18 protein-coding genes and 1 pseudogene are annotated in these 21933 nt (G+C 41.2%); 9 read left to right on the top strand and 10 right to left on the bottom strand.

The window, feature by feature from the left end; all coding sequences use genetic code 11:
• The first annotated feature begins 6 nt into the window (after positions 1-6).
• From J5A60_RS05155 to yfaE, 9 genes and pseudogenes are all read left to right on the top strand, one after another.
• Complete coding sequence (locus J5A60_RS05155; protein ID WP_212509672.1) at positions 7-1272, top strand: restriction endonuclease subunit S; 1266 nt, start codon at positions 7-9, stop codon at positions 1270-1272.
• On the top strand, positions 1269-2342 hold the full coding sequence (locus tag J5A60_RS05160) for an AAA family ATPase (RefSeq protein ID WP_212509673.1): 1074 nt from the start codon (positions 1269-1271) through the stop codon (positions 2340-2342). The genes J5A60_RS05155 and J5A60_RS05160 overlap by 4 nt, the downstream gene beginning before the upstream one ends.
• Positions 2343-2350: 8 nt before the next feature.
• A pseudogene (locus J5A60_RS05165) lies at positions 2351-2584 on the top strand (hydroxyacid dehydrogenase); the annotation flags it as partial.
• An 84-nt stretch (positions 2585-2668) separates the two neighbouring features.
• A complete protein-coding gene (locus J5A60_RS05170) occupies positions 2669-5764 on the top strand; it encodes a type I restriction endonuclease subunit R (protein WP_212509675.1) in 3096 nt (1031 codons plus the stop codon).
• 299 nt (positions 5765-6063) lie between these two features.
• The gene (nrdA, locus tag J5A60_RS05175; protein WP_212509676.1) at positions 6064-8334 is read left to right on the top strand and encodes a class 1a ribonucleoside-diphosphate reductase subunit alpha; all 2271 of its coding nucleotides are present in this window, start codon (positions 6064-6066) and stop codon (positions 8332-8334) included.
• 8 nt (positions 8335-8342) lie between these two features.
• Positions 8343-9236: a hypothetical protein gene (locus tag J5A60_RS05180; RefSeq protein ID WP_212509677.1), complete on the top strand. Its 894-nt coding sequence runs from the start codon at positions 8343-8345 to the stop codon at positions 9234-9236.
• Between the two features lies 1 nt (position 9237).
• The gene (gene nrdB, locus J5A60_RS05185) at positions 9238-10368 is read left to right on the top strand and encodes a class Ia ribonucleoside-diphosphate reductase subunit beta (protein ID WP_005700384.1); all 1131 of its coding nucleotides are present in this window, start codon (positions 9238-9240) and stop codon (positions 10366-10368) included.
• Positions 10369-10626: 258 nt separating this feature from the next.
• Complete coding sequence (locus J5A60_RS05190) at positions 10627-12012, top strand: DASS family sodium-coupled anion symporter (RefSeq protein WP_212509678.1); 1386 nt, start codon at positions 10627-10629, stop codon at positions 12010-12012.
• A gap of 68 nt (positions 12013-12080) precedes the next feature.
• Positions 12081-12329, top strand: a complete 249-nt coding sequence (gene yfaE / locus J5A60_RS05195; RefSeq protein ID WP_005703065.1) for a class I ribonucleotide reductase maintenance protein YfaE — start codon at positions 12081-12083, stop codon at positions 12327-12329.
• A gap of 92 nt (positions 12330-12421) precedes the next feature.
• Here yfaE and dapB read toward each other — a convergent pair whose 3' ends face one another.
• The 10 genes from dapB to aroG form a co-directional block, all read right to left on the bottom strand.
• The gene (gene dapB, locus J5A60_RS05200; protein ID WP_212509679.1) at positions 12422-13234 is read right to left on the bottom strand and encodes a 4-hydroxy-tetrahydrodipicolinate reductase; all 813 of its coding nucleotides are present in this window, start codon (positions 13232-13234) and stop codon (positions 12422-12424) included.
• 18 nt (positions 13235-13252) lie between these two features.
• A complete protein-coding gene (locus J5A60_RS05205; RefSeq protein ID WP_212509680.1) occupies positions 13253-13873 on the bottom strand; it encodes a LysE family transporter in 621 nt (206 codons plus the stop codon).
• 6 nt (positions 13874-13879) lie between these two features.
• Complete coding sequence (locus J5A60_RS05210; protein ID WP_212509681.1) at positions 13880-14371, bottom strand: phosphatidylglycerophosphatase A; 492 nt, start codon at positions 14369-14371, stop codon at positions 13880-13882.
• Positions 14372-14381: 10 nt separating this feature from the next.
• Complete coding sequence (gene thiL, locus J5A60_RS05215) at positions 14382-15365, bottom strand: thiamine-phosphate kinase (protein ID WP_212509682.1); 984 nt, start codon at positions 15363-15365, stop codon at positions 14382-14384.
• A 24-nt stretch (positions 15366-15389) separates the two neighbouring features.
• A complete protein-coding gene (gene nusB, locus J5A60_RS05220; RefSeq protein ID WP_109103870.1) occupies positions 15390-15815 on the bottom strand; it encodes a transcription antitermination factor NusB in 426 nt (141 codons plus the stop codon).
• A gap of 6 nt (positions 15816-15821) precedes the next feature.
• Positions 15822-16295 carry a 6,7-dimethyl-8-ribityllumazine synthase gene (gene ribE, locus J5A60_RS05225; protein ID WP_006718423.1) on the bottom strand — a complete coding sequence of 158 codons (474 nt, stop codon included), beginning with the start codon at positions 16293-16295 and terminating at the stop codon, positions 15822-15824.
• A gap of 152 nt (positions 16296-16447) precedes the next feature.
• Positions 16448-18097 carry a glucose-6-phosphate isomerase gene (gene pgi, locus J5A60_RS05230; RefSeq protein WP_212509683.1) on the bottom strand — a complete coding sequence of 550 codons (1650 nt, stop codon included), beginning with the start codon at positions 18095-18097 and terminating at the stop codon, positions 16448-16450.
• Between the two features lie 16 nt (positions 18098-18113).
• On the bottom strand, positions 18114-19196 hold the full coding sequence (gene alr / locus J5A60_RS05235; protein WP_212509684.1) for an alanine racemase: 1083 nt from the start codon (positions 19194-19196) through the stop codon (positions 18114-18116).
• A 24-nt stretch (positions 19197-19220) separates the two neighbouring features.
• On the bottom strand, positions 19221-20627 hold the full coding sequence (locus J5A60_RS05240) for a replicative DNA helicase (protein ID WP_048750499.1): 1407 nt from the start codon (positions 20625-20627) through the stop codon (positions 19221-19223).
• A 145-nt stretch (positions 20628-20772) separates the two neighbouring features.
• Positions 20773-21855: a 3-deoxy-7-phosphoheptulonate synthase AroG gene (aroG, locus tag J5A60_RS05245; RefSeq protein ID WP_371817611.1), complete on the bottom strand. Its 1083-nt coding sequence runs from the start codon at positions 21853-21855 to the stop codon at positions 20773-20775.
• Positions 21856-21933: the final 78 nt, after the last annotated feature.

The raw sequence follows: 21933 nt of genomic DNA on the forward strand, positions 1-21933 counted from the left end.
AACACCATGAAAAACAACCGCACTTTTTTAGAAAAATTATTGGATGGGGCTGAGGTTGAGTGGAGAACTTTAGGTGAAGTATCAGAGTTACGTAATACTGGAGTGGATAAAAAAATTAATGAAAGTGAAAAAAGTGTTAGGTTATTAAATTTTACAGATGTATTTAATAATCAATATTTATCAAATAGCACTCCAACCATGATAGTAACAGCAAGTGATAAAAAAATTATTGATTGCAATATTTTGAAAGGCGATCTTTTTATCACTCCTACGTCTGAAATTTTAGATGAAATAGGACAATCTGCCGTTGCTTTGGAAAATATTGATAATGCTGTTTATAGTTACCACATTATGAGAATTAGAATTCATGATACTAATTTTCTGTTACCTGAGTTTTTAAATTATCTGTTTAGAACATCACAAATAAAGCAACAAATCAGAAAAAATGCCCAAGGAATTACAAGGTTCGGTTTAACTCTACCACGCTGGAAATCTTTGGTTATCCCCATCCCTCCACTCTCTGTCCAAACCGAAATCGTCCGAATTTTGGACGCATTGACAGCGCTTACCAGCGAGCTTACCAGCGAGCTTACCAGCGAGCTTATACTACGCCGGAAGCAGTATGAATACTATCGGGAGAGATTGTTAAGTGAAGAAGAACTTGGGAAGGTTGGGTTTGAGTGGAAAACGTTGGAAGAGCTTGTTGAAAAAACTCAAAATATAAGATGGAAAAACAATACTAAAACATATCGCTATATAGATTTAACGTCTGTAGATAGAGAAAATAATAATATTATCGACACCATTGAAATTAATGCACTAAACGCTCCTAGTAGAGCACAAAAAATAGTCAAAGAAAATGATATTATCTTTGCAACAACCAGACCAACACAGCAACGTATGGCATCAATTACTAAAGAATTTTCAGGTGAAATAGCAAGTACAGGATACTGTGTGTTACGAGCTAATACTGATATTGTTTTACCAAAATGGTTATTTTACTTTTTATCTACAATTAACTTTAAAAACTATGTGGAAGAAAATCAAAGTGGTTCTGCATATCCTGCAATCTCAGATTCAAAAGTTAAGGAATTTAGAATACCTGTTCCCGAAGTAATTATTCAACAAAGTATTATTGAAAAACTAGATAAATTTTATAGTTTAACAAACTCATTACTTCATGGTTTACCAAAAGAAATTAATAATCGAACAAAACAATATTCATATTATCAAAATGAATTACTAAACTTTTTAGGGAAGGGGGATTTATGAGTAAAAAATTATCTGAACTATCTCAAGATTTAATGCTAGACGAAGGGAGAGTTCATTTAATTTATGCCTTCAATGGAACAGGCAAAACAAGGTTGTCAAATGAATTCAAGAAGCTAGTCCAATCATCTACATCTATAGATGAGAATAGAAAAATAATATATTACAACTCGTATACTGAAGATATTTTTCATTGGAATAATGAGAGTCCGACACCAATATTGAATATACATAAAAATAAATTTATTGACTGGATAAACAACATATTATATGAGGATGAAAAAGAAGAAATAATCTCACACTTTCAAAGATATATAAACAATAACAAACTAACCCCTAATATTGATAAAGACTTTTCTAAAGTGATTTTTTACTATGCTAGTGGAGATAACAGGGCAGAAGAAAAAATAAAAATATCAAAAGGGGAAGAAAGCAACTTCATATGGAGTGTATTTTACACTATTTTAGATAAAGTAAAAATAAGTTATGAAGAATCTGACGACAGATTCAAATCCATTAAATACATTTTTATAGATGATCCAGTTAGCTCTTTAGATGAGAATCATTTAATAGAACTAGCTATGGATTTAGCAAAAATAATTAAGATCATAAAATCCAAAGTAAGAGTAATAATATCAACACACAACCCATTATTTTATAATGTATTACATAATGAATTTAAAAAAGATGACTATAAAAAATATTATCTAGAGAAATATGAAAATGAAGAATATGCTCTAATTAAACAAGATAATGATCACCCATTCGCATATCATATTTTTTTGAGAAAAGAAATTCAGAAAGCCATAGTTAATGGAGATCTACAAAAATATCATTTTAATTTTCTCCGTAATCTCCTAGAAAAAACATCTACTTATCTTGGATATAAAGGATGGAAAGATCTCTTAGAAGCCATTAATAAAAAAACAGGCAATGATTTTAAGCCTAGACTAATTGATCTAAATAGCCACTCAGCGCATTCAAGCGAAGAAACTTCAAATTTAAGTGATTCTGATAAAAATGAAGTAAAAAAATTAATTAGAGCTATTGATGAATTCTGCAATTTCGTGTAGTAACACTAATGAACGACTTAATCATCTACAACACCGATGATGGTAAATCTCACGTTGCTTTATTGGTTGTCGAAAATGAGGCTTGGTTGACTGAAAGTCAGCTTGCGGGACTTTTTGACACCTCTGTACAAAATATCGCCTTACATATAAAAAATATATTAGAAGACAATGAATTAGACGAAAATTCAGTTATCAAGGATTACTTGATAACTGCCCAGAATGGTAAGCAATATCAGGCAAAAACATTGTAAATAGATACTGAAGATTTAGAAAGTTTAGAAAACTGGCAAAAAGATCTGAAAAAGCAAAAGAATTAAGGAACCCTTATGACCCAATATAAAACCATCGCCGAATCCAACCATTTTATCGTTTTAGATCAATATAATAAGCTTGTAGAAGAGCCTAATGCCGGTTATCAAACTGAAGGGAGCCTTGAGCGTGAGTTTATTCGTGATTTACAGGCGCAAGGGTATGAGTATTTACAAGAGCTCAATAGCCATGATGCATTGGTTAAAAATTTACGGGTACAATTACAGCACTTGAATAACGTGGTTTTCTCCGATGCGGAATGGCGACGTTTTTTAGAGGAATATTTGGATAAACAAAGTGATAGTCTCATTGAGAAAACCCGTAAGATTCACGATGATTATATTTATGATTTTGTGTTTGATAATGGACGCATTCAGAACATCTATTTGCTTGATAAGAAAAATCTTGCCAATAACTCTGTACAAGTCATCAATCAATTTGAGCAAAGCGGCAGCTATGACAATCGTTATGATGTGACGATTTTGGTGAATGGTTTGCCGCTTGTACATATTGAATTAAAAAAACGCGGTGTGGCTATTCGTGAAGCTTTTAATCAAATTCACCGCTACAGCAAAGAAAGCTTCAATAAAGAAAATTCGCTCTTTAAATACATTCAGATTTTTGTCATTTCTAATGGCACAGATACTCGCTATTTTGCCAACACCACCAAGCGCGATAAAAACAGCTATGACTTCACAATGAATTGGGCTACGGCAAAAAATACCTTAATTAAAGATTTAAAAGATTTTACAGCGACCTTCTTGCAAAAGCATACCCTGCTTAATGTGTTGGTGAATTACTGTGTGTTTGATGTTTCCGACACCCTATTGATTATGCGCCCGTATCAAATTGCCGCCACCGAGCGTATTTTATGGAAAATTAAAAGTTCTTATTTGGCTAAAAATTGGAGCAATAAAGAAAGTGGCGGCTACATTTGGCACACCACCGGCTCCGGCAAAACGCTCACCAGCTTTAAAGCTGCACGCCTTGCAACGGAATTAGACTTTATTGAAAAAGTATTCTTCGTGGTTGATAGAAAGGATTTGGATTATCAAACCATGAAGGAATACCAACGCTTTTCACCGGATAGCGTGAATGGTTCGGAAAGTACGGCAGGATTAAAATGCAATATCGAAAAAGATGACAATAAGATAATTGTTACCACAATTCAAAAACTCAACAACCTGATGAAATCGGAAGATAAATTACCGATTTACGATAAACAAGTCGTCTTTATCTTCGATGAATGTCATCGTTCTCAATTTGGTGAAGCGCAAAAAAATCTGACGAGAGAATTCAAAAAATACTATCAATTCGGTTTTACCGGTACGCCAATTTTCCCAAGGAACGCATTAGGTGCAGAAACCACGGCGAGTGTTTTTGGCATCGAACTCCACTCTTACATTATCACCGATGCGATTCGTGATGAAAAAGTGCTGAAATTTAAAGTGGATTACAATGATGTTCGCCCGCAATTTAAAAGCATTGAAACCGAAAAAAATCTTGAAAAACTGACCGCACTTGAGAAGAAACAAGCCTTTTTACAACCTAAACGCATCGAGCAAATTGCCCAATATGTTTTAGACAATTTCAAACAAAAGACCCATCGTTTTAATACGGGTAATCATGGCTTCAATGCCATGTTTGCCGTAAGCAGTGTCGATGCGGCTAAAATCTATTACGAAACGTTCAAACGGTTGCAAAGTGCGGTCAAAAATCCACTTAAAATTGCGACAATTTTTTCCTTTGCCGCCAATGAAGAGCAAGATGCCATTGGGGATATTGTGGATGAAAGCTTTGAAGTAGAAGCGATGAATTCTACTGCCAAAGAATTTTTAAAATCAGCCATTGACGATTACAACAACTATTTTGCGACGAATTACGATGTGGATGGTAAATCCTTCCAAAACTACTACCGTGATTTAGCCAAACGTGTCAAAAACAAAGAAGTGGATTTACTGATTGTTGTTGGAATGTTTTTAACCGGTTTTGATGCGCCGATGTTAAACACGTTATTTGTAGATAAAAACTTACGCTACCATGGTTTGATTCAGGCTTATTCACGTACAAATCGCATTTATAACAGCACTAAAAGTTTTGGCAACATCGTGACCTTCCGCGATTTGGAACAAGACACCATTGATGCCATTACGCTTTTCGGTAAGTCCAATACACGCAATGTCGTATTGGAAAAAAGTTATCAACAATATATGGAAGGCTTTACCGATGCCGGTGTTGCTTGTCGTGGATATGTTGATATTGTAACTGAGCTAAAAGAAAAATTTCCTGATCCAAGTGAAATTCAAACGGAAAAAGATAAGAAAGACTTTGTGAAATTATTTGGTGAATATTTGCGGGTTGAAAATATTCTGCAAAATTATGACGAATTCGCCGCCTTGCAAGCCTTCCAATCGCTTGATACAGCAGATGAAAAAGCCGTTGAAGCCTTTAAAGAAAAATATTATTTAACGGATGACGCTTTTGCTGAAATGCGGCCTATTGATATACCAAGTGAACGTAATATTCAAAATTATCGATCTACTTATAACGATATTCGAGATTGGCTCCGTCGTCAAAAAGAGGGCGAGGAAAAAGCAAAATCGACCATTGATTGGGACGATGTGGTGTTTGAAGTGGATTTATTAAAATCCCAAGAAATCAATCTAGATTACATCTTAGAATTGATTTTCGAACACAATAAGAAAACGAAAAATAAATCTGAACTCATTGATGAAATTCGATCTATCATTCGAGCAAGCCTAGGAAACCGAGCAAAAGAAAGTTTGATTGTGGATTTTATTAATCAAACTGACTTGGATAACATTGCCGACAAAGCTGGCATTATTGAGTCATTCTTCCAATTTGCCCAAAAAGAGCAACAACAAGAAGCCGATGAATTGATGAGCAGTGAAGGACTGAATATTGATGCCGCAAAACGTTACATGAGCGTATCTTTAAAACGCGGATACGCCAGTGAACAAGGTACGGATTTAAATGATGCGCTCCCGAAAATGAGCCCACTTAATCCGCAGTATCTCACAACCAAACAACGTATATTCCAAAAAATCGCTGCATTTGTTGAGAAATTTAAAGGGATTGGAGGAACTCTCTAGTCAAATAAAAAAGTGCGGTTGAAATTCAATCTACTTTTTCACCGCACTTTTGATCTCCAAAAACATCCTCGGATCCGTTTTTAATTCAAAATTTGATCTCGCGCACAAATTTTAATAAATGCCTATTTCCGCCCATAGAAAAATCTTCTTTATTTATAACCAGTTATTTGATGTCAACTCTATTGAGAAAAAATATACCGCTTGAACTTTCAATAAGAACACATTATCTTGTGCGCGATTTTTCGAACAATAACTATATATTGTGTTTTAACACATTTCACAAGGAGCAGGCATCTTCTATGAATAAGGCACTAATGGTCACCAAACGTGACGGCACACTGGAGCCGATTAACCTCGATAAAATCCACCGCGTAATTACATGGGCGGCAGAAGGACTGGACAATGTGTCCGTCTCACAAGTGGAATTGCGTTCTCACATTCAGTTTTACGAAGGCATTCGTACCTCTGATATTCACGAAACCATTATCAAAGCAGCTGCAGACTTAATCAGCAAAGATTCTCCGGATTATCAATACCTTGCTGCGCGCCTTGCAGTGTTCCATTTGCGTAAAAAGGCTTACGGCCATTTCGATCCGCCTCGTTTATACGATCATGTGAAAAAACTCGTGCGCATGGGCAAATACGATCATGCCTTATTGGATGATTATACCCGTGAAGAATGGGATGAAATGGACGGTTTTATCGACCATTGGCGCGACATGACCTTCTCTTATGCGGCAGTAAAACAATTAGAAGGCAAATATCTCGTTCAAAACCGCGTGACCGGTGAGATCTACGAATCCGCCCAATTCCTCTATTTATTAGTGGCAGCAAGTCTGTTCTCCAAATACCCGCAAGAAACTCGCTTGGATTATATCCGTCGTTTCTACGATGCGACTTCTACCTTCAAAATTTCCTTGCCAACCCCTATCATGGCTGGCGTACGTACGCCAACCCGTCAATTCAGCTCTTGTGTGTTGATTGAATGTGGCGACAGCTTGGATTCCATTAACGCTACCGCCTCTGCCATCGTGAAATATGTTTCTCAACGTGCCGGTATCGGTGTAAATGCCGGTGCGATTCGTGCGCTGGGTAGCCCAATTCGTGGTGGCGAAGCATTCCATACCGGTTGTATTCCGTTCTATAAATATTTCCAAACTGCCGTGAAATCCTGCTCTCAAGGTGGTGTGCGTGGCGGTGCGGCAACCGTGTATTACCCAATTTGGCACTTAGAAGTAGAAAGCCTGCTAGTATTAAAAAACAACCGTGGTGTGGAAGACAACCGCGTGCGTCACATGGACTACGGCGTACAGCTGAACAAATTAATGTATCAACGCTTAATCAAAGGCGGCGACATCACCCTATTTAGCCCGTCCGACGTGCCGGGGCTTTATGAAGCGTTCTTTGCGGATCAAGACAAGTTTGAAGAACTTTACGTGCAATACGAACAGGATCCGTCCATTCGTAAACGTACCGTAAAAGCCGTGGAATTGTTCTCTTTATTAATGCAAGAACGTGCGTCCACCGGTCGTATTTACATTCACAACGTGGATCACTGCAACACTCACTCACCGTTCGATCCGAAAGTGGCACCAGTGCGTCAATCTAATCTTTGTTTGGAAATCGCTTTACCGACCAAACCGTTAAGCCATATTAACGATGAACAAGGCGAAATCGCCCTTTGTACCCTTTCCGCCTTCAACTTGGGCAAATTGGAAAACTTAGACGAGCTAGACAATCTGGCGGATCTTGCGGTGCGTGCATTAGATGCTTTATTGGATTACCAAGATTATCCGGTGATTGCGGCAAAACGCAGTTCCCTAGCCCGTCGTTCTTTAGGTATCGGCGTCATTAACTATGCGTACTACTTGGCGAAACACGGCGTGCGTTATTCTGACGGCAGCGCCAACGATTTAACCCACCGCACTTTCGAAGCCATTCAATATTATTTATTGAAAGCCTCCATGAACTTGGCAAAAGAGCAAGGCGCGTGTGAATACTTCCATGAAACCACTTACGCGCAAGGTATTTTGCCAATCGATACATACAAAAAAGACATCGACAGCTTAACCTCAGAGCCGTTGCATTACGACTGGGAAAGCCTACGCCGCGACATTAAAGAATTCGGCTTGCGCAACTCTACCCTCACCGCCTTAATGCCGTCGGAAACCTCTTCTCAGATTTCCAACGCCACCAACGGTATCGAACCGCCTCGCGGCCACGTGAGCGTCAAAGCTTCGAAAGACGGTATTTTGAAACAAGTGGTGCCGGATTATGAAAACTTAGGTGAAAACTACGAATTGCTTTGGGACATCCCGGGCAACGACGGCTACTTGCACTTGGTCGGCATCATGCAAAAATTCGTTGACCAAGCCATCTCCGCCAACACCAACTACGATCCGAAACGTTTTGAAGATGGCAAAGTGCCGATGAAAGTGTTGTTAAAAGATCTGTTAACCGCTTACAAATACGGCTTAAAAACCCTCTACTACCAAAACACCCGTGACGGTGCCGAAGACAGCCAAGAAGATTTAGATGACGGCTGTGCAGGTGGGGCGTGTAAGATCTAAGGTTTTATATGAATCTATTACAAGATATTATTGATGGCTGTGTAAATCACAGCCTTTCATTAGACGAAACTCTGATGAAATGTAAGATTCTTGCTTATCGTTTAAAAAATACAGAGCTTGTAAATTGGGTTAATAATGAAATTAATGGGTATGAAACCAAAGATAATTTTCCTTCTTATAGAATAATCCAAGTTCATTCCAAGGGGAATTTTAAGTATCCTACTATGCTCATAGAAAATCAAAATATCCCATCTATAGCAATAAGCGAGAAGTACAGAGAATATGTTAATACTTGCTACATATCTAGAGGAGTGTCTGCCTTAGAGCATTTACTAAGGAATTCGACTTCAAATATTTTATATGCAAACTGGGATCATAATTTAATTCTCCTTGAGGGGAAAAAAATTTATAAACATGCGACATGCTTAGATGCATGGCAAGAGATCCCTACATCAGCAATTACTGAGATATTAGAAAAAGTAAGGAATATAATTTTAGACTTCTGCCTGAAAATAAACCAAGAATACCCTAAAATTGGAGAGACCCCAATGACAGAGACTTATGACCTAAAACATGCAGAACAAATTGTTCAAAATACTTTTAATTTCTATGGAGGAACTCAAAATGTTGCAACAAATAGCCAAGAGTTCTCTCAAAAAATTCAAATGAATAGCACTGAATTATTTGAAAAAATAGCTGATAGTATTAATTCTATATCAGATATTGATATGAAATATAAAAGTGAATTACTAAGTCTACTGACTCAGATGAAAGAAGCTAATAGTAGTAAAACGTTTAATGAAAAATACAAAAACTTTATTGGATTAATCAGTGATCACGCGAATATACTTACTACTCTTGGACAATTCATACCTGCTTTAACAAACTTATTAGGACATTAAAATGGCATACACCACTTTCTCACAAAACAAAAACGACCAGTTAAAAGAGCCGATGTTCTTTGGTCAAAACGTTAACGTTGCCCGTTACGATCAACAAAAATATGAGACGTTTGAAAAGCTCATTGAAAAACAACTTTCCTTCTTCTGGCGTCCGGAAGAGGTGGATGTGTCGCAAGACCGTATCGACTACGCGGCGTTGCCTGAACATGAAAAACATATTTTCATCAGCAACTTAAAATATCAAACCTTGTTAGATTCTATTCAAGGTCGCAGCCCAAACGTAGCATTGTTGCCATTGGTATCCATACCGGAATTAGAAACCTGGATCGAGACCTGGACGTTCTCCGAAACCATCCACTCCCGTTCTTACACGCACATTATCCGTAACATTGTGAACGATCCGTCTATCGTGTTTGACGACATCGTGACCAACGAAGAAATCATCAAACGGGCGCGCGATATTTCTTCTTACTACGACGATTTAATCCGCGACAGCCAACTTTATAGCCTCTACGGTGAAGGCACTTACACTGTAGATGGCAAAGAATGTGTCGTCACCTTGCGTAACTTGAAAAAACAACTTTACCTTTGTTTGATGAGCGTGAACGCGCTTGAGGCCATTCGTTTCTATGTGTCTTTCGCGTGCTCCTTTGCCTTTGCTGAACGTCAATTAATGGAAGGCAATGCAAAAATCATTAAATTCATCGCCCGTGATGAAGCGTTACACTTAACCGGTACACAGCACATTTTAAATATCATGGCGGCTGGTCAAGACGATCCGGAAATGGCAGAGATTGCGGAAGAATGTAAACAAGAAGCCTACGATTTATTCTTGGCGGCAGCAGAACAAGAAAAAGACTGGGCGGATTATTTGTTCAAAGACGGTTCCATGATCGGTTTGAACCGAGATATTTTGGTGCAATACGTGGAATACATCACCAATATCCGTATGCAGGCTGTTGGCTTGCCATTGCCATTCCAAGCGCGTTCCAACCCGATTCCTTGGATCAACGCATGGTTGGTTTCCGACAACGTACAAGTGGCACCACAAGAAGTGGAAGTGAGTTCTTATCTAGTGGGTCAAATTGACTCCAAAGTGGACACCAAAGATTTCGACGATTTCGATCTGTAATCTTTCATATCGCTAAAAGTGCGGTGGGTTTTTCGGGTGTTTTTAAACGCCGGTAAAATCTACCGCACTTTTTTATTTCTCAATGATTGTCTCCTCTACTCAGTAAAACAAGCATGTAATCCTTTCATAAAAATCACCGCACTTTTATCTCTTTCTTCTTCACAAAATATATTTGATAGCCGTCACAATTTTGTTAAAAAAATGTTTCTAGTTTATTAAAATAATGCTAATAAATAGCAGCCATGGAGGACATTTATTATGCAAACACAAATCCCTTTCTTCGCTAAATATAAAAGCCTGATTATTCTTGTTTTGGATTTTATCTTGATGTTGGTGCTAATCAACACGTTGCCCTTCTCACCAAAGGAAAACCGCGGCTTGGCCTTGCTGACGTTCATCGGTATTTTGTGGTTAACGGAAGCCTTTAATATTACGGTAACCTCGCTTATGGTGCCTATTCTCGCCATTGGTTTGGGGCTCATTAATACACAGAAAGCCCTTGCGCCTTTTGCTACGCCGATTATTTATATGTTCTTCGGCGGCTTTGTTATCGCGGCAGTATTACAAATTCAGCAACTGGATAAAATCATCGCGAATTACATCGTGCGACTCGCCAAAGGCAATTTAAAACTTTCCGTGGCGTATTTATTTGGGGTCACCACCTTTTTATCTATGTGGATCAACAACACGGCTGTTGCGGCAATGATGTTGCCACTTACCATCGGGATGTTAAAAGGGTTGAATGCAGAAAAAAATTATCGCCTGTATGCGTTTACCTTATTAGGCATGGCGTTCTGTGCCAGTATCGGAGGCATTGGCACTTTAGTCGGTAGCGCCCCTAATGCCATCTTAGCCTCTCAAATTCAAGTGACTTTTACTGAATGGTTAGGCTATGGCTTCCCGGTAATGCTGTTGTTGCTACCTTCCATGTTATTTGCCCTTTGGGTAATTTTACGTCCCAACTTTCATGTTGAATTTGCCCCTTCTCTTGAAAAAGTCTCTTTCACGAAAAAGAACATCATCACTCTCATTATCTTCAGCGTGATGGCATTACTGCTTCTGTTTAGCTCGCTCATCAACCCGTGGTTCTCCGGTTTACTGGGCTTAGAGAAAAAAATTGATAGTTTCGACAGTATTATCGCCTTAACCGTCGTGGTGATTATCGGCGTGACCGGTGTAGCCAAATGGAAAGAAATTCAAGAACGTGTGGAATGGGGCGTGTTAATGCTTTTCGGCGGTGGTTTAACCTTGAGTATCGTGATGAAAGACTCCGGTGCCAGTAAAATCATGGCAGATACCATTGTGCAATTTACCAATGAAAAACCGCTGTGGGTGCTTTGTTTCGTTGTCAGTGCGTTCATCATCTTCCTCACAGAATTCACCTCTAACACCGCCAGCGCAGCATTGATCATGCCGATTGTGATTTCGGTAGCACAAACCTTAAACCTGCCACCAATTGCCCTCGCCGCTATCATCGCCTGCGGTGCAAGTTGTGCCTTTATGTTGCCAATCGCCACACCGCCGAATGCGATTGTGTTCGCTACGGGGCATGTCAAACAAGTGGATATGGCAAAAGTCGGCTTTATTCTCAACCTTTTCTGTATCGGAATAATTGGCGGCATGGCATATTTCGTGTGGATCTAATTTCGATTACAATACGCCCAATGCTATTTAGAGCAGTTTTCTAACTGCTCTTTTTTCTTTTGATGATCATGAAAATTCATTTATTACACAGTCGCCAAACCATCGAACACGATAATCAAATCCCGCTTCTCAATCGCTTGGAACAACATGGCATTCATCATGAATACCAATGTCGTAGTGGCTATTGTGGTTCTTGCCGAGTAAAAATAAAAAAAGGCAAAGTGTCCTACGCAGAAACACCGTTAGCCTTTTTACAACAAGACGAGATTTTATTATGTTGTTGTCGGGTGGAAGAGGATTTGGAGATTGAGTTGTAAAAACACGGTGAAAAATGACCGCACTTTGATCGATGAAGCTGAAATGATGATCGATTTCGGATACAAAAAGGGGCGCTTACTCGCCCCTACTTTTATAGATTATTCAAATCCAACACATCCGTCATATCAAACAAGCCCTTGTCTTTTCCCTCAAGCCATTTCGCCGCACGCACAGCGCCGTTAGCAAAGGTCATACGGCTGGAAGCTTTGTGGGCAATTTCAACGCGTTCGCCGATGTCGGCAAACCAAACGCTATGTTCGCCAACCACATCAGAAGCGCGAATCGTAGAAAAGCCAATTTCATCTCGTTTACGTTCACCGATAATGCCGTCACGGCAAAATACGCCGTGGGTTTTCAAATCACGCCCCAACGTTTTGGCGATGTGTTCGCCCATGGAAAGTGCGGTGCCGGACGGCGCATCCACTTTGTGGCGATGATGCGCTTCAATGATTTCAATGTCGCAATAATCGCCCATCACTTTGGCGGCTTTTTCCAATAATTTAAACACCAGATTCACGCCCACGCTGAAGTTAGAGGCAAACACAACACCAATATGCTCCGAAGCGGCTTTAATCGCTGCTTTGCCTGCGTCATCAAAACCTGTTGTGCCAATAATGATATTTTTTTGATTCGCCACACAAAATGCCAAATGCTCCAAGGTGCCTTCCGGACGAGTGAAATCAATCAGCACGTCAAATTGTTCTTTTGCCGCGTTTAAATCATTGCCCACCTGAATGCCTAAGTGACCAATGCCCGCCAACTCACCGGCATCTGCGCCCACCAATGAGGAACCTTTACGTTCAAATGTCGCGCCTAATACCACGCCTTCTGCGTTCTGTACTGCTTGAATCAACTGGCGCCCCATGCGTCCGCCGGCGCCTACGATTGCAATTCTTAAAGCCATAATCTTCTCCGATTTAAACTAACTCATGATGTTCAACGCACCACTGTAAATTAAGTACGCGCCAAACAGAATAAAAATCACGCCTGACACGTTATCTATATAGCGACTATATCGGCTATAAAAACGTTTTGCAAAGGGGCGTGAAAATAAGAGGGAAATCACATAGAAATAAACAAAGGTTTCTATCGTGATAATCAAAAGTGCGGTCAACATTTGCCGCGTTTCAGTGATGTTGACGAGGACAAAAGACATCACGCTGCTGAAATAAATCACCACTTTGGCGTTGGATAAATTCACCAGCAGTCCTTTGATGATTTCATTTTTAGACGCTGTGTTTTGCACCAAATTGCTTTCATCAAATACCGCATTGGTTGTGACCCGAGCCATTTTCACACCCAGATAAAACAAATAGCTACCGCCCAATGCCATCACAATACCTTGCAACGCCGGCATCGTTTTAAACACAATCGCCAAACCTAACACCGCGGCCGTCGCCCAAATGGTCACGCCAATCGTAATGCCAATCACACCATAAATTGCGGTTCGCCGAGAATGTATTGCAGCGGTACGGCTGACATAAAAGAAATCAGGCCCAGGCGAAAGCAACCCCATTAAATGAACGAACATTAAATGTAACATGATTTGCTAGATAAAATGTGCTAAGGCGAGAATGACGAGAATGCTATAACCTGCCGCCAAAATATCATCCACCATAATGCCGAAGCCGTTGGTGAGTTTTTCATCGAAATAGCGAATCGGGTAAGGTTTTAAAATATCAAACAGGCGGAAGGTCACGAAAGCAACGGCGCACCAAAATAAGGACACTTCCGGCACAGCCAACAGCACCAAGAAAACCGCGACGATCTCATCCCAAACAATGCTGCCATGATCGTGCACACCCATGTCATGGCTGGTACGTTCACATAACCAAATACCAAGAAAGAAACAAAGTGCGGTCAATATAAAAAACGTTTTTGCACCCAGCCAAGGCAGTAATAATGCGCCAACGATCACGCCCACTAAACTGCCCCAAGTACCGGGCGCAGGATGCAATAAACCGGAACCGAAACCCAATGCGAGAAAATGAATAGGGTTGCGCAACGTTACCCGTTCGAGAGGATTTTGTGGTGCAGTCATAATAAAAGACCTATTTAAAATGATCGAAACCGCCACTGGTCACGATGTCAACCGGTTGACCGTTACGTTGAAATTGAATGCGCTTTTTGCCGGCATGGCGAATTTGTCCGACACAGGTATAAGAAATGCCAAGATGCGCCAAGGCTTTTTCTAATTTTGCTTTATGGCTGTCTGGAACGGTAAAACATAATTCATAGTCTTCACCGCCCGATAAGGCAAATTGTTCCGCTTGTTCCGCGCCAAATTCCTCAATTAATTGAGGGGAAAGTGGGAGTTTGTCCAACTCAACCACCGCGCCGCATTGGCTGCGCGTTAAAATATGTCCAAGATCAGCAACGAACCCGTCAGAAATATCCACGGCGGCATTCACAACACCGGTCATCGCCAGTTCCATGCCAAATAGGACTCTTGGTGTAGGATGTAAATGGCGACGAATTAAATATTCTTGCGCAGAATTGACCGCACTTTTGCCCTGCAATAGGAAAGACAAGCCCGCAGCGCTATCGCCCAAGGTGCCGGATACATAGATCCAATCGCCCACTTTGGCGTGATGGCGACAAAGGCATTTGTTCTTCGCCATAATCCCTTGCGCAGTAATGGTGACACTTAAAGGCCCTTTGGTTGTATCTCCACCAATTAAATCCACGTTGTAATGATCGAGGATATCAAAAAAGCTTTCGCTGAATTCCGCCAACCAATCATGATCAATTTTTGGTAAGGTTAAAGCTAATGAAATCCAAGCAGGCTCTGCGCCCATGGCGGCAAGATCACTTAAATTACACGCAACGGCTTTATACGCCAAATCGGCAGGACGAATATTCGGCAAGAAATGGATGTTTTCCACCATAGTATCGGTGGTAATAGCAAGATGCTGATTAGGATTTAATTCGGTGACGGCACAATCGTCACCGACAGAAAGGAGGACATCTTTGCGAGGCACACGTTTAGAGGCGGTAAAATAGCGTTGAATAATATCAAATTCACCCTCTGTCATTGTGCCTCCTTGTCTCAATGAAGATTAACGTCGTACAACCGGTGCGATTTTATCCAACACACCGTTGATGTATTTGTGGCTTTCATCTGCGCCAAAAACTTTGGCGACTTCGATTGCTTCGTTGATCACCACTTTATAAGGTACATCCGCCTCAAATTGCAGCTCATACACCGCTAAACGTAAAATGGCTTTTTCGATTGGATCCAGTTCCTCTAAACCACGATCTAAGTAGCCTTGCATGGTGCGCTCCACTGCCTCCACATTTTCCACCGTTTGGCGGAATAATTTACGGAAATACGGGGTATCCACGCCCTTCATGTCCTGTTCGGTCATGAAATTGAGTTCTACGATTTCCGGTGAATTTTGTGAAACCGCCCAAGAATATAACGCTTGCACGGCACATTCACGCGCACGACGACGAGGAGAAATTTTCTTTACTTGTTCCGTCATTGTCACTTAGGCTGCCTGAATTTGATTTAAAAGATTTACCATTTCTAACGCAACCAAGGCGGCTTCCGCGCCTTTATTACCCGCTTTGGTGCCCGCACGTTCAATGGCTTGTTCAATGTTTTCAGTGGTTAATACGCCGAATGCTACCGGAATGTCAGATTCCATCGCCACTTTGCCTAAGCCGCTGCTGGCTTCGCCTGCCACATATTCAAAATGCGCTGTGCCGCCACGAATCACCGTGCCTAAAGCCACGATAGCATCAAATTTTTTGCTTTCCGCCAAACGACGCGCAACTAATGGCAATTCATACGCGCCCGGTACGCGAACTAAAGTGATATTTTCGTCTTTTACTTGACCGACACGTTTCAACGCATCAAGAGCACCTTCCAAAAGACTTTCATTGATAAAACTGTTAAAGCGTCCGATAACAACGGCAACTTTCGCTTCTGGTGCAGCGATATGACCTTCTAAAATTTTCATGTGATTTCCTTTGTAAGATGAATAAAAAAGAGTGCGCGGATTCTAGCATAAAATTCATTTTCTGGCAGTAAGAAAAAGCCAAAGTGCGGTTAAAAAACACTGTTTTTTATAACCGCACTTTATTGCTAATTAGCATTGCCAATCAGACAGAATTAACGCCAAGCTTTGAATTGGTTAATCAAGCCGTTGGTTGAACTATCGTGGCTTTCCACTTTCTCGTTATTTACTAATTCAGGCAGAATTCGGTTAGCAAGTTGTTTACCTAGTTCCACGCCCCATTGGTCGAAGCTGTAAATGTTGAACAACACACCTTGTACGAAAATTTTGTGTTCGTACATGGCAATCAACGCCCCTAAACTAAACGGTGTGATTTTTTGTAACAAAATGGAATTGGTCGGTTTGTTACCGGTAAACACTTTAAACGGCACGATGTCTTTCACATCTTCCAAGGTTTTACCTGCATTCAAGAATTCGGCTTCCACTTGTTCTTTGGTTTTACCAAATGCCAACGCTTCGGTTTGGGCAAAGAAGTTGGAAAGCAATTTGTTGTGATGATCGGACAACGGATTATGGCTTTGCGCCGGTGCAATGAAATCACAAGGAATTAATGTGGTACCTTGGTGAATCAATTGATAAAACGCGTGCTGACCGTTCGTGCCCGGTTCACCCCAAATAATTGGGCCGGTTTGATAGCCGTCGATCACTTTGCCATCACGGCCGACATATTTACCGTTAGATTCCATGTTGCCTTGTTGGAAATAGGCGGCAAAACGGTGTAAATATTGGTCGTACGGTAAAATCGCTTCCGTTTGTGCACCGAGGAAGTTGGTGTTCCACAAGCCCACTAAAGCTAGCGTTGTCGGAATATTTTGTGCTAATGGCGCATTGCGGAAATGTTTATCCATTTCATGGGCACCGCTTAATAAGGCTTCAAAGTTTTCAAAGCCGATAGAAAGCGCAATAGACAAACCAATAGCAGACCATAAAGAATAACGACCGCCTACCCAATCCCAGAATTCAAACATATTGTTGGTATCAATGCCGAATTCTGCGACCGCTTTTGCATTGGTCGAAAGCGCGGCAAAGTGTTTTGCCACATGGGCAGGATCTTTTGCTGCAGCAAGGAACCAATCACGGGCAGACAAGGCATTCGTCATGGTTTCTTGGGTGGTGAATGTTTTGGACGCCACTAAAATTAAAGTGGTTTCCGGATTCACTTTTTTCAACGTTTCCGCAATGTGTGTCCCGTCCACGTTAGAAACAAAATGCATGGTTAAATGATTTTTATACGGGCGCAAGGCTTCGGTCACCATGTAAGGGCCAAGATCGGAACCGCCGATACCGATATTGATCACATCGGTAATAGCTTTGCCGGTATAACCTTTCCATTCACCGGAAATCACGCGTTCACAGAACGATTTCATTTTGGCGAGCACGGCATTCACTTCCGGCATCACATCTTTGCCATCCACGAAAACCGGCGTATTAGAACGGTTACGAAGTGCGGTATGTAATACGGCACGATTTTCCGTACGGTTGATTTTTTCACCGTTGAACATGGCTTCTTTAGCTTGGGTTAAACCACACTCTTCAGTGAGTTGACGCAATAAACCAAGGGTTTCTTGAGTCAGGTTATTTTTGGAAAAATCGATCAAAATCTCGTTGTTAAAGGTTAAGGAATAGTTGGCGAAACGATCTTTCTCTTGCGCGAATAAATCTTGAATGGTTGTATTTTTATGTTGCGCATGATGTTGGGTTAACGCTTTCCATGCATTCGTTTGGGTTGGATTGATATTTTGCATAAGCACTCCTTTAAATTTAATCAATGTATTCGGTTAATACACGCGGGGTTAATTTAGTGATTAATTCATAACTGATAACGCCCGTAATTTCTGCGATTTCTTCAATCGGTAATTCTTTGCCCCACAAGATCACTTCATCGCCGACCTTGTCTTGGCTGTCTGCGCCAAGATCGACAGTCAGCATATCCATGGACACTTTACCCACAATCGGCACACGGCGACCATTCAGATAAACCGGTGTCCCTTGTGGCACATCACGCGGATAACCGTCACCATACCCGATAGCTACCACACCGATTTTCGTATCTTTTTCACTTGTCCAAACACCGCCGTATCCCACCGGCTCGCCCTTTTTATGTTCGCGCACGGCGATTAAGGAGGAGGTTAAATTCATCACCGGCGTTAAACCGTATTCTTTTCCTGCGGTATTATTTGGAGAAATGCCGTACATAATGATGCCAGGGCGAATCCAGTCTAAATGCGCGTCCTGCCAGAACAAAATACCACCGGAAGCAGAAATGCTCCGCTCACCGGCTTTGCCTTCCGTTGCCTGTAAAAAGCGGCTTAATTGTTTTTCTGTGTAACCGCACTCTAGCTCATCAGCACGGCTAAAATGGCTCACAAAGCCAATATTCGAATCAACACACGGAAGCGATTTGAGTTTTTGATAAAAGTTGTCCACTTCGTCCAAATGCACGCCTAAACGATGCATTCCTGTATCAATTTTTAACCACACTTTCACCGGATTAGGCGTTTGGGCTTCTTCAAGAGCCTCTAACTGTTCTTGGCTATGCACGACAGTTTGAATGTTATTAACGGCTAAAATAGGTAGGTCTTTGGAAGAGAAAAAACCTTCTAACAGCAAAATCGGTTTGGTGATGCCGTTGGAGCGTAATTTTAGTGCTTCTTCTAAACGCGCTACGCCAAAGCAATCCACCATACTTTCGACGGCAGAAGAAACAAACACCACACCATGTCCGTAGGCATTGGCTTTTACCACCGCAATAATTTTACTGTTTGGGGCTTTTTGTTTAATGGTTTGAATATTGTGTTTTAACGCAACAGAACTGATTTTTGCTGTTGCAGGTTTCATGTGCATTTTTTATCTCTTTTACTCTGTTATCTAATATTCGTCATCATAATGATGATGTTCTGCTAAGTTATCAAAACGGGAAAAATTGCCTTGGAATGCCAATTTAACACGTCCAATCGGCCCGTTACGCTGTTTACCAATGATAATTTCCGCAATGCCTTTTTCTTCCGATTCACGGTTATACACTTCGTCGCGATAAATAAACATAATCAAGTCCGCATCCTGCTCAATAGAGCCTGACTCACGCAAGTCTGAGTTGACCGGGCGTTTATCCTGACGGTTTTCCAAGGTACGGTTTAATTGTGACAGGGCGATCACCGGCACTTCTAATTCTTTTGCCAAGGCTTTCAAGGAACGGGAGATCTCCGCAATTTCCAACGTACGATTTTCAGAAAAAGCCGGCGCACGCATTAATTGAAGGTAGTCCACCATGATTAAACTTAAGCCGTTATTTTCACGATAAACCCGTCTGGCACGGGAACGTAGCTCCGTCGGCGTTAAACCGGAAGAATCGTCAATAAATAAATTCGGTTTTTTAGCCAGCATCCCCATGGTACTGGAAATTTTTGCCCAATCGTTGTCATCCAAGCCCTGCCCGGTACGAATTTTCGTTTGATCCACACGCGAAAGTGACGCCAAGCTACGCATCATAATTTGTTCCGCCGGCATCTCTAAACTGAACACCAATACCGGTTTATCACTGCCTAACGCCGCATTTTCACATAGGTTCATGGCAAAGGTGGTTTTCCCCATGGAAGGACGCGCCGCCACAATAATCAAATCAGATTTTTGCAAACCTGCCGTTTTCTTATCTAAATCTTTGAAACCGGTGGAAACGCCGGTAACACCGGAATGATCTTTAATTTGACTGAGTTGTTCTATTTTATTGATGGTGTTTTCCAGAATGGAAATGATATTTTGTGGGCCTTCAGTGCCAGATGTGCGCTTCTCAGCAATGGCAAAAACTTCTCGCTCCGCCTCATCCAGCAAATGTTTCACATCCTGCCCTTTCGGAGAATAGCTGTTTTGCGCAATTTTGTTCCCCACGGAAATCAACTCGCGCATGATTGCTTTTTCTCGCACCACATTGGCATAAGCCACCACATTGGCGGCACTCGGCGTGTTATTAGAAAGCTCCGCCAAATAAGCAAAACCGCCCACCTGTTCGATGACTTCGCGACTTTTTAGTGCCTGTTCTAAGGTAATTAAATCCACCGGCGATTGCTGGGCAATCAGCTTTTCCATTTCCTCGAAAATCAGACGATGTTCAAAGCGATAAAAATCCTCTTTCACCACATTTTCTGCCACATCATCCCAATACATGTTGTTCAGTAAAATACTGCCCAACACGGCTTGTTCAGCTTCAATAGAATGAGGTGGAATGTTCAAATTGGTGGTGTTTTGTTCTTTTGCCGGAGGAGAATTTTTAGACGCCATTATTGCCTCAGTGGATAAAAATAAGTCCCTATATGATATACCAAATCCGGAGGCGGTTTAACTTAAAAGTCAAAAAAAGTGCGGTGGAAATTCGCTCTGAAAATCCACCGCACTTTTGTTTGAAATGAACGGGTGAAAAGAAAGATCAGCCGTTTAATTTGCGTTTTGCCACCACCGCATCGGATAACTCTTGCAAGACTTTTTCACTGTCTTCCCAACCGATACAGCTGTCGGTAATGCTTTGGCCGTAAGTTAATGGTTTGCCTTCGACCAAATCTTGACGGCCTTCAACCAAATGGCTTTCAATCATCACGCCGAAAATTTTATCGGAACCTGCGGCAATTTGACGTGCCACTTCACGGCTCACATCTAATTGTTTTTTGAATTGTTTGTAGCTGTTGGCATGGCTGAAATCCACCATGACATGGGCTCTATAACCTGCTTTGGCAAGTTCATCGCACACCTCGGCAACATCTTGTTCGCTGTAATTCGGGCCATTGTCACCACCACGTAAAATAATGTGGCAGTCTTCGTTACCTTTGGTGGAAACGATAGCAGAATGACCAAACTTCGTAACAGACAAAAAATGATGTGGTGCTTCTGCGGCACCAATCGCGTCTAGGGCAATTTTTACGCCACCGTTGGTCGCATTTTTAAAGCCAACGGCACAAGATAAACCGGAAGCCAGTTCACGGTGCACTTGGGATTCGGTGGTTCTTGCACCAATCGCGCCCCAACTCATGAAATCCGCTAAATATTGCGGCGTGATCATATCCAAAAACTCCCCTGCCGTCGGCACGGTTAAATCGTTAATGTCAGACAATAATTTACGTGCCATACGCAAACCGTCGTTCAAGGCATAGGTATTATTTAAGTGCGGGTCATTAATTAAACCTTTCCAGCCCACAGTGGTACGCGGTTTTTCAAAATACACACGCATGATAATTTGTAAGGTATCCTGGTATTTTTCACGCATTAATTTAATGCGTTTCGCATATTCTAATGCAGCTTTCGGATCATGAATGGAACAAGGCCCGATAACCACAAGTAAACGATCATCTTCACCATGAATAATTTTATGCACTTCGTGACGGGCATTTTCCACCGTTTTCACCGCAACGCTGCTTGCCGGATATTTTTCTAGCAACGCAATCGGGGGTAACACCTGTTCAATCTTGCCAATTCGCGTATCATCGTTTTCAATAGAAATATCGTTTTTTGTATTCATTATTCACTCGCTTATCTTCATAAAATTCTAAAATGACCGAAAAAGTGGTATTACTCTACCACTGCAATTTGTACTAGT

The sequence above is a fragment of the Aggregatibacter sp. oral taxon 513 genome (genome assembly GCF_018128305.1).
Taxonomy (GTDB): domain Bacteria; phylum Pseudomonadota; class Gammaproteobacteria; order Enterobacterales; family Pasteurellaceae; genus Aggregatibacter; species Aggregatibacter segnis_A.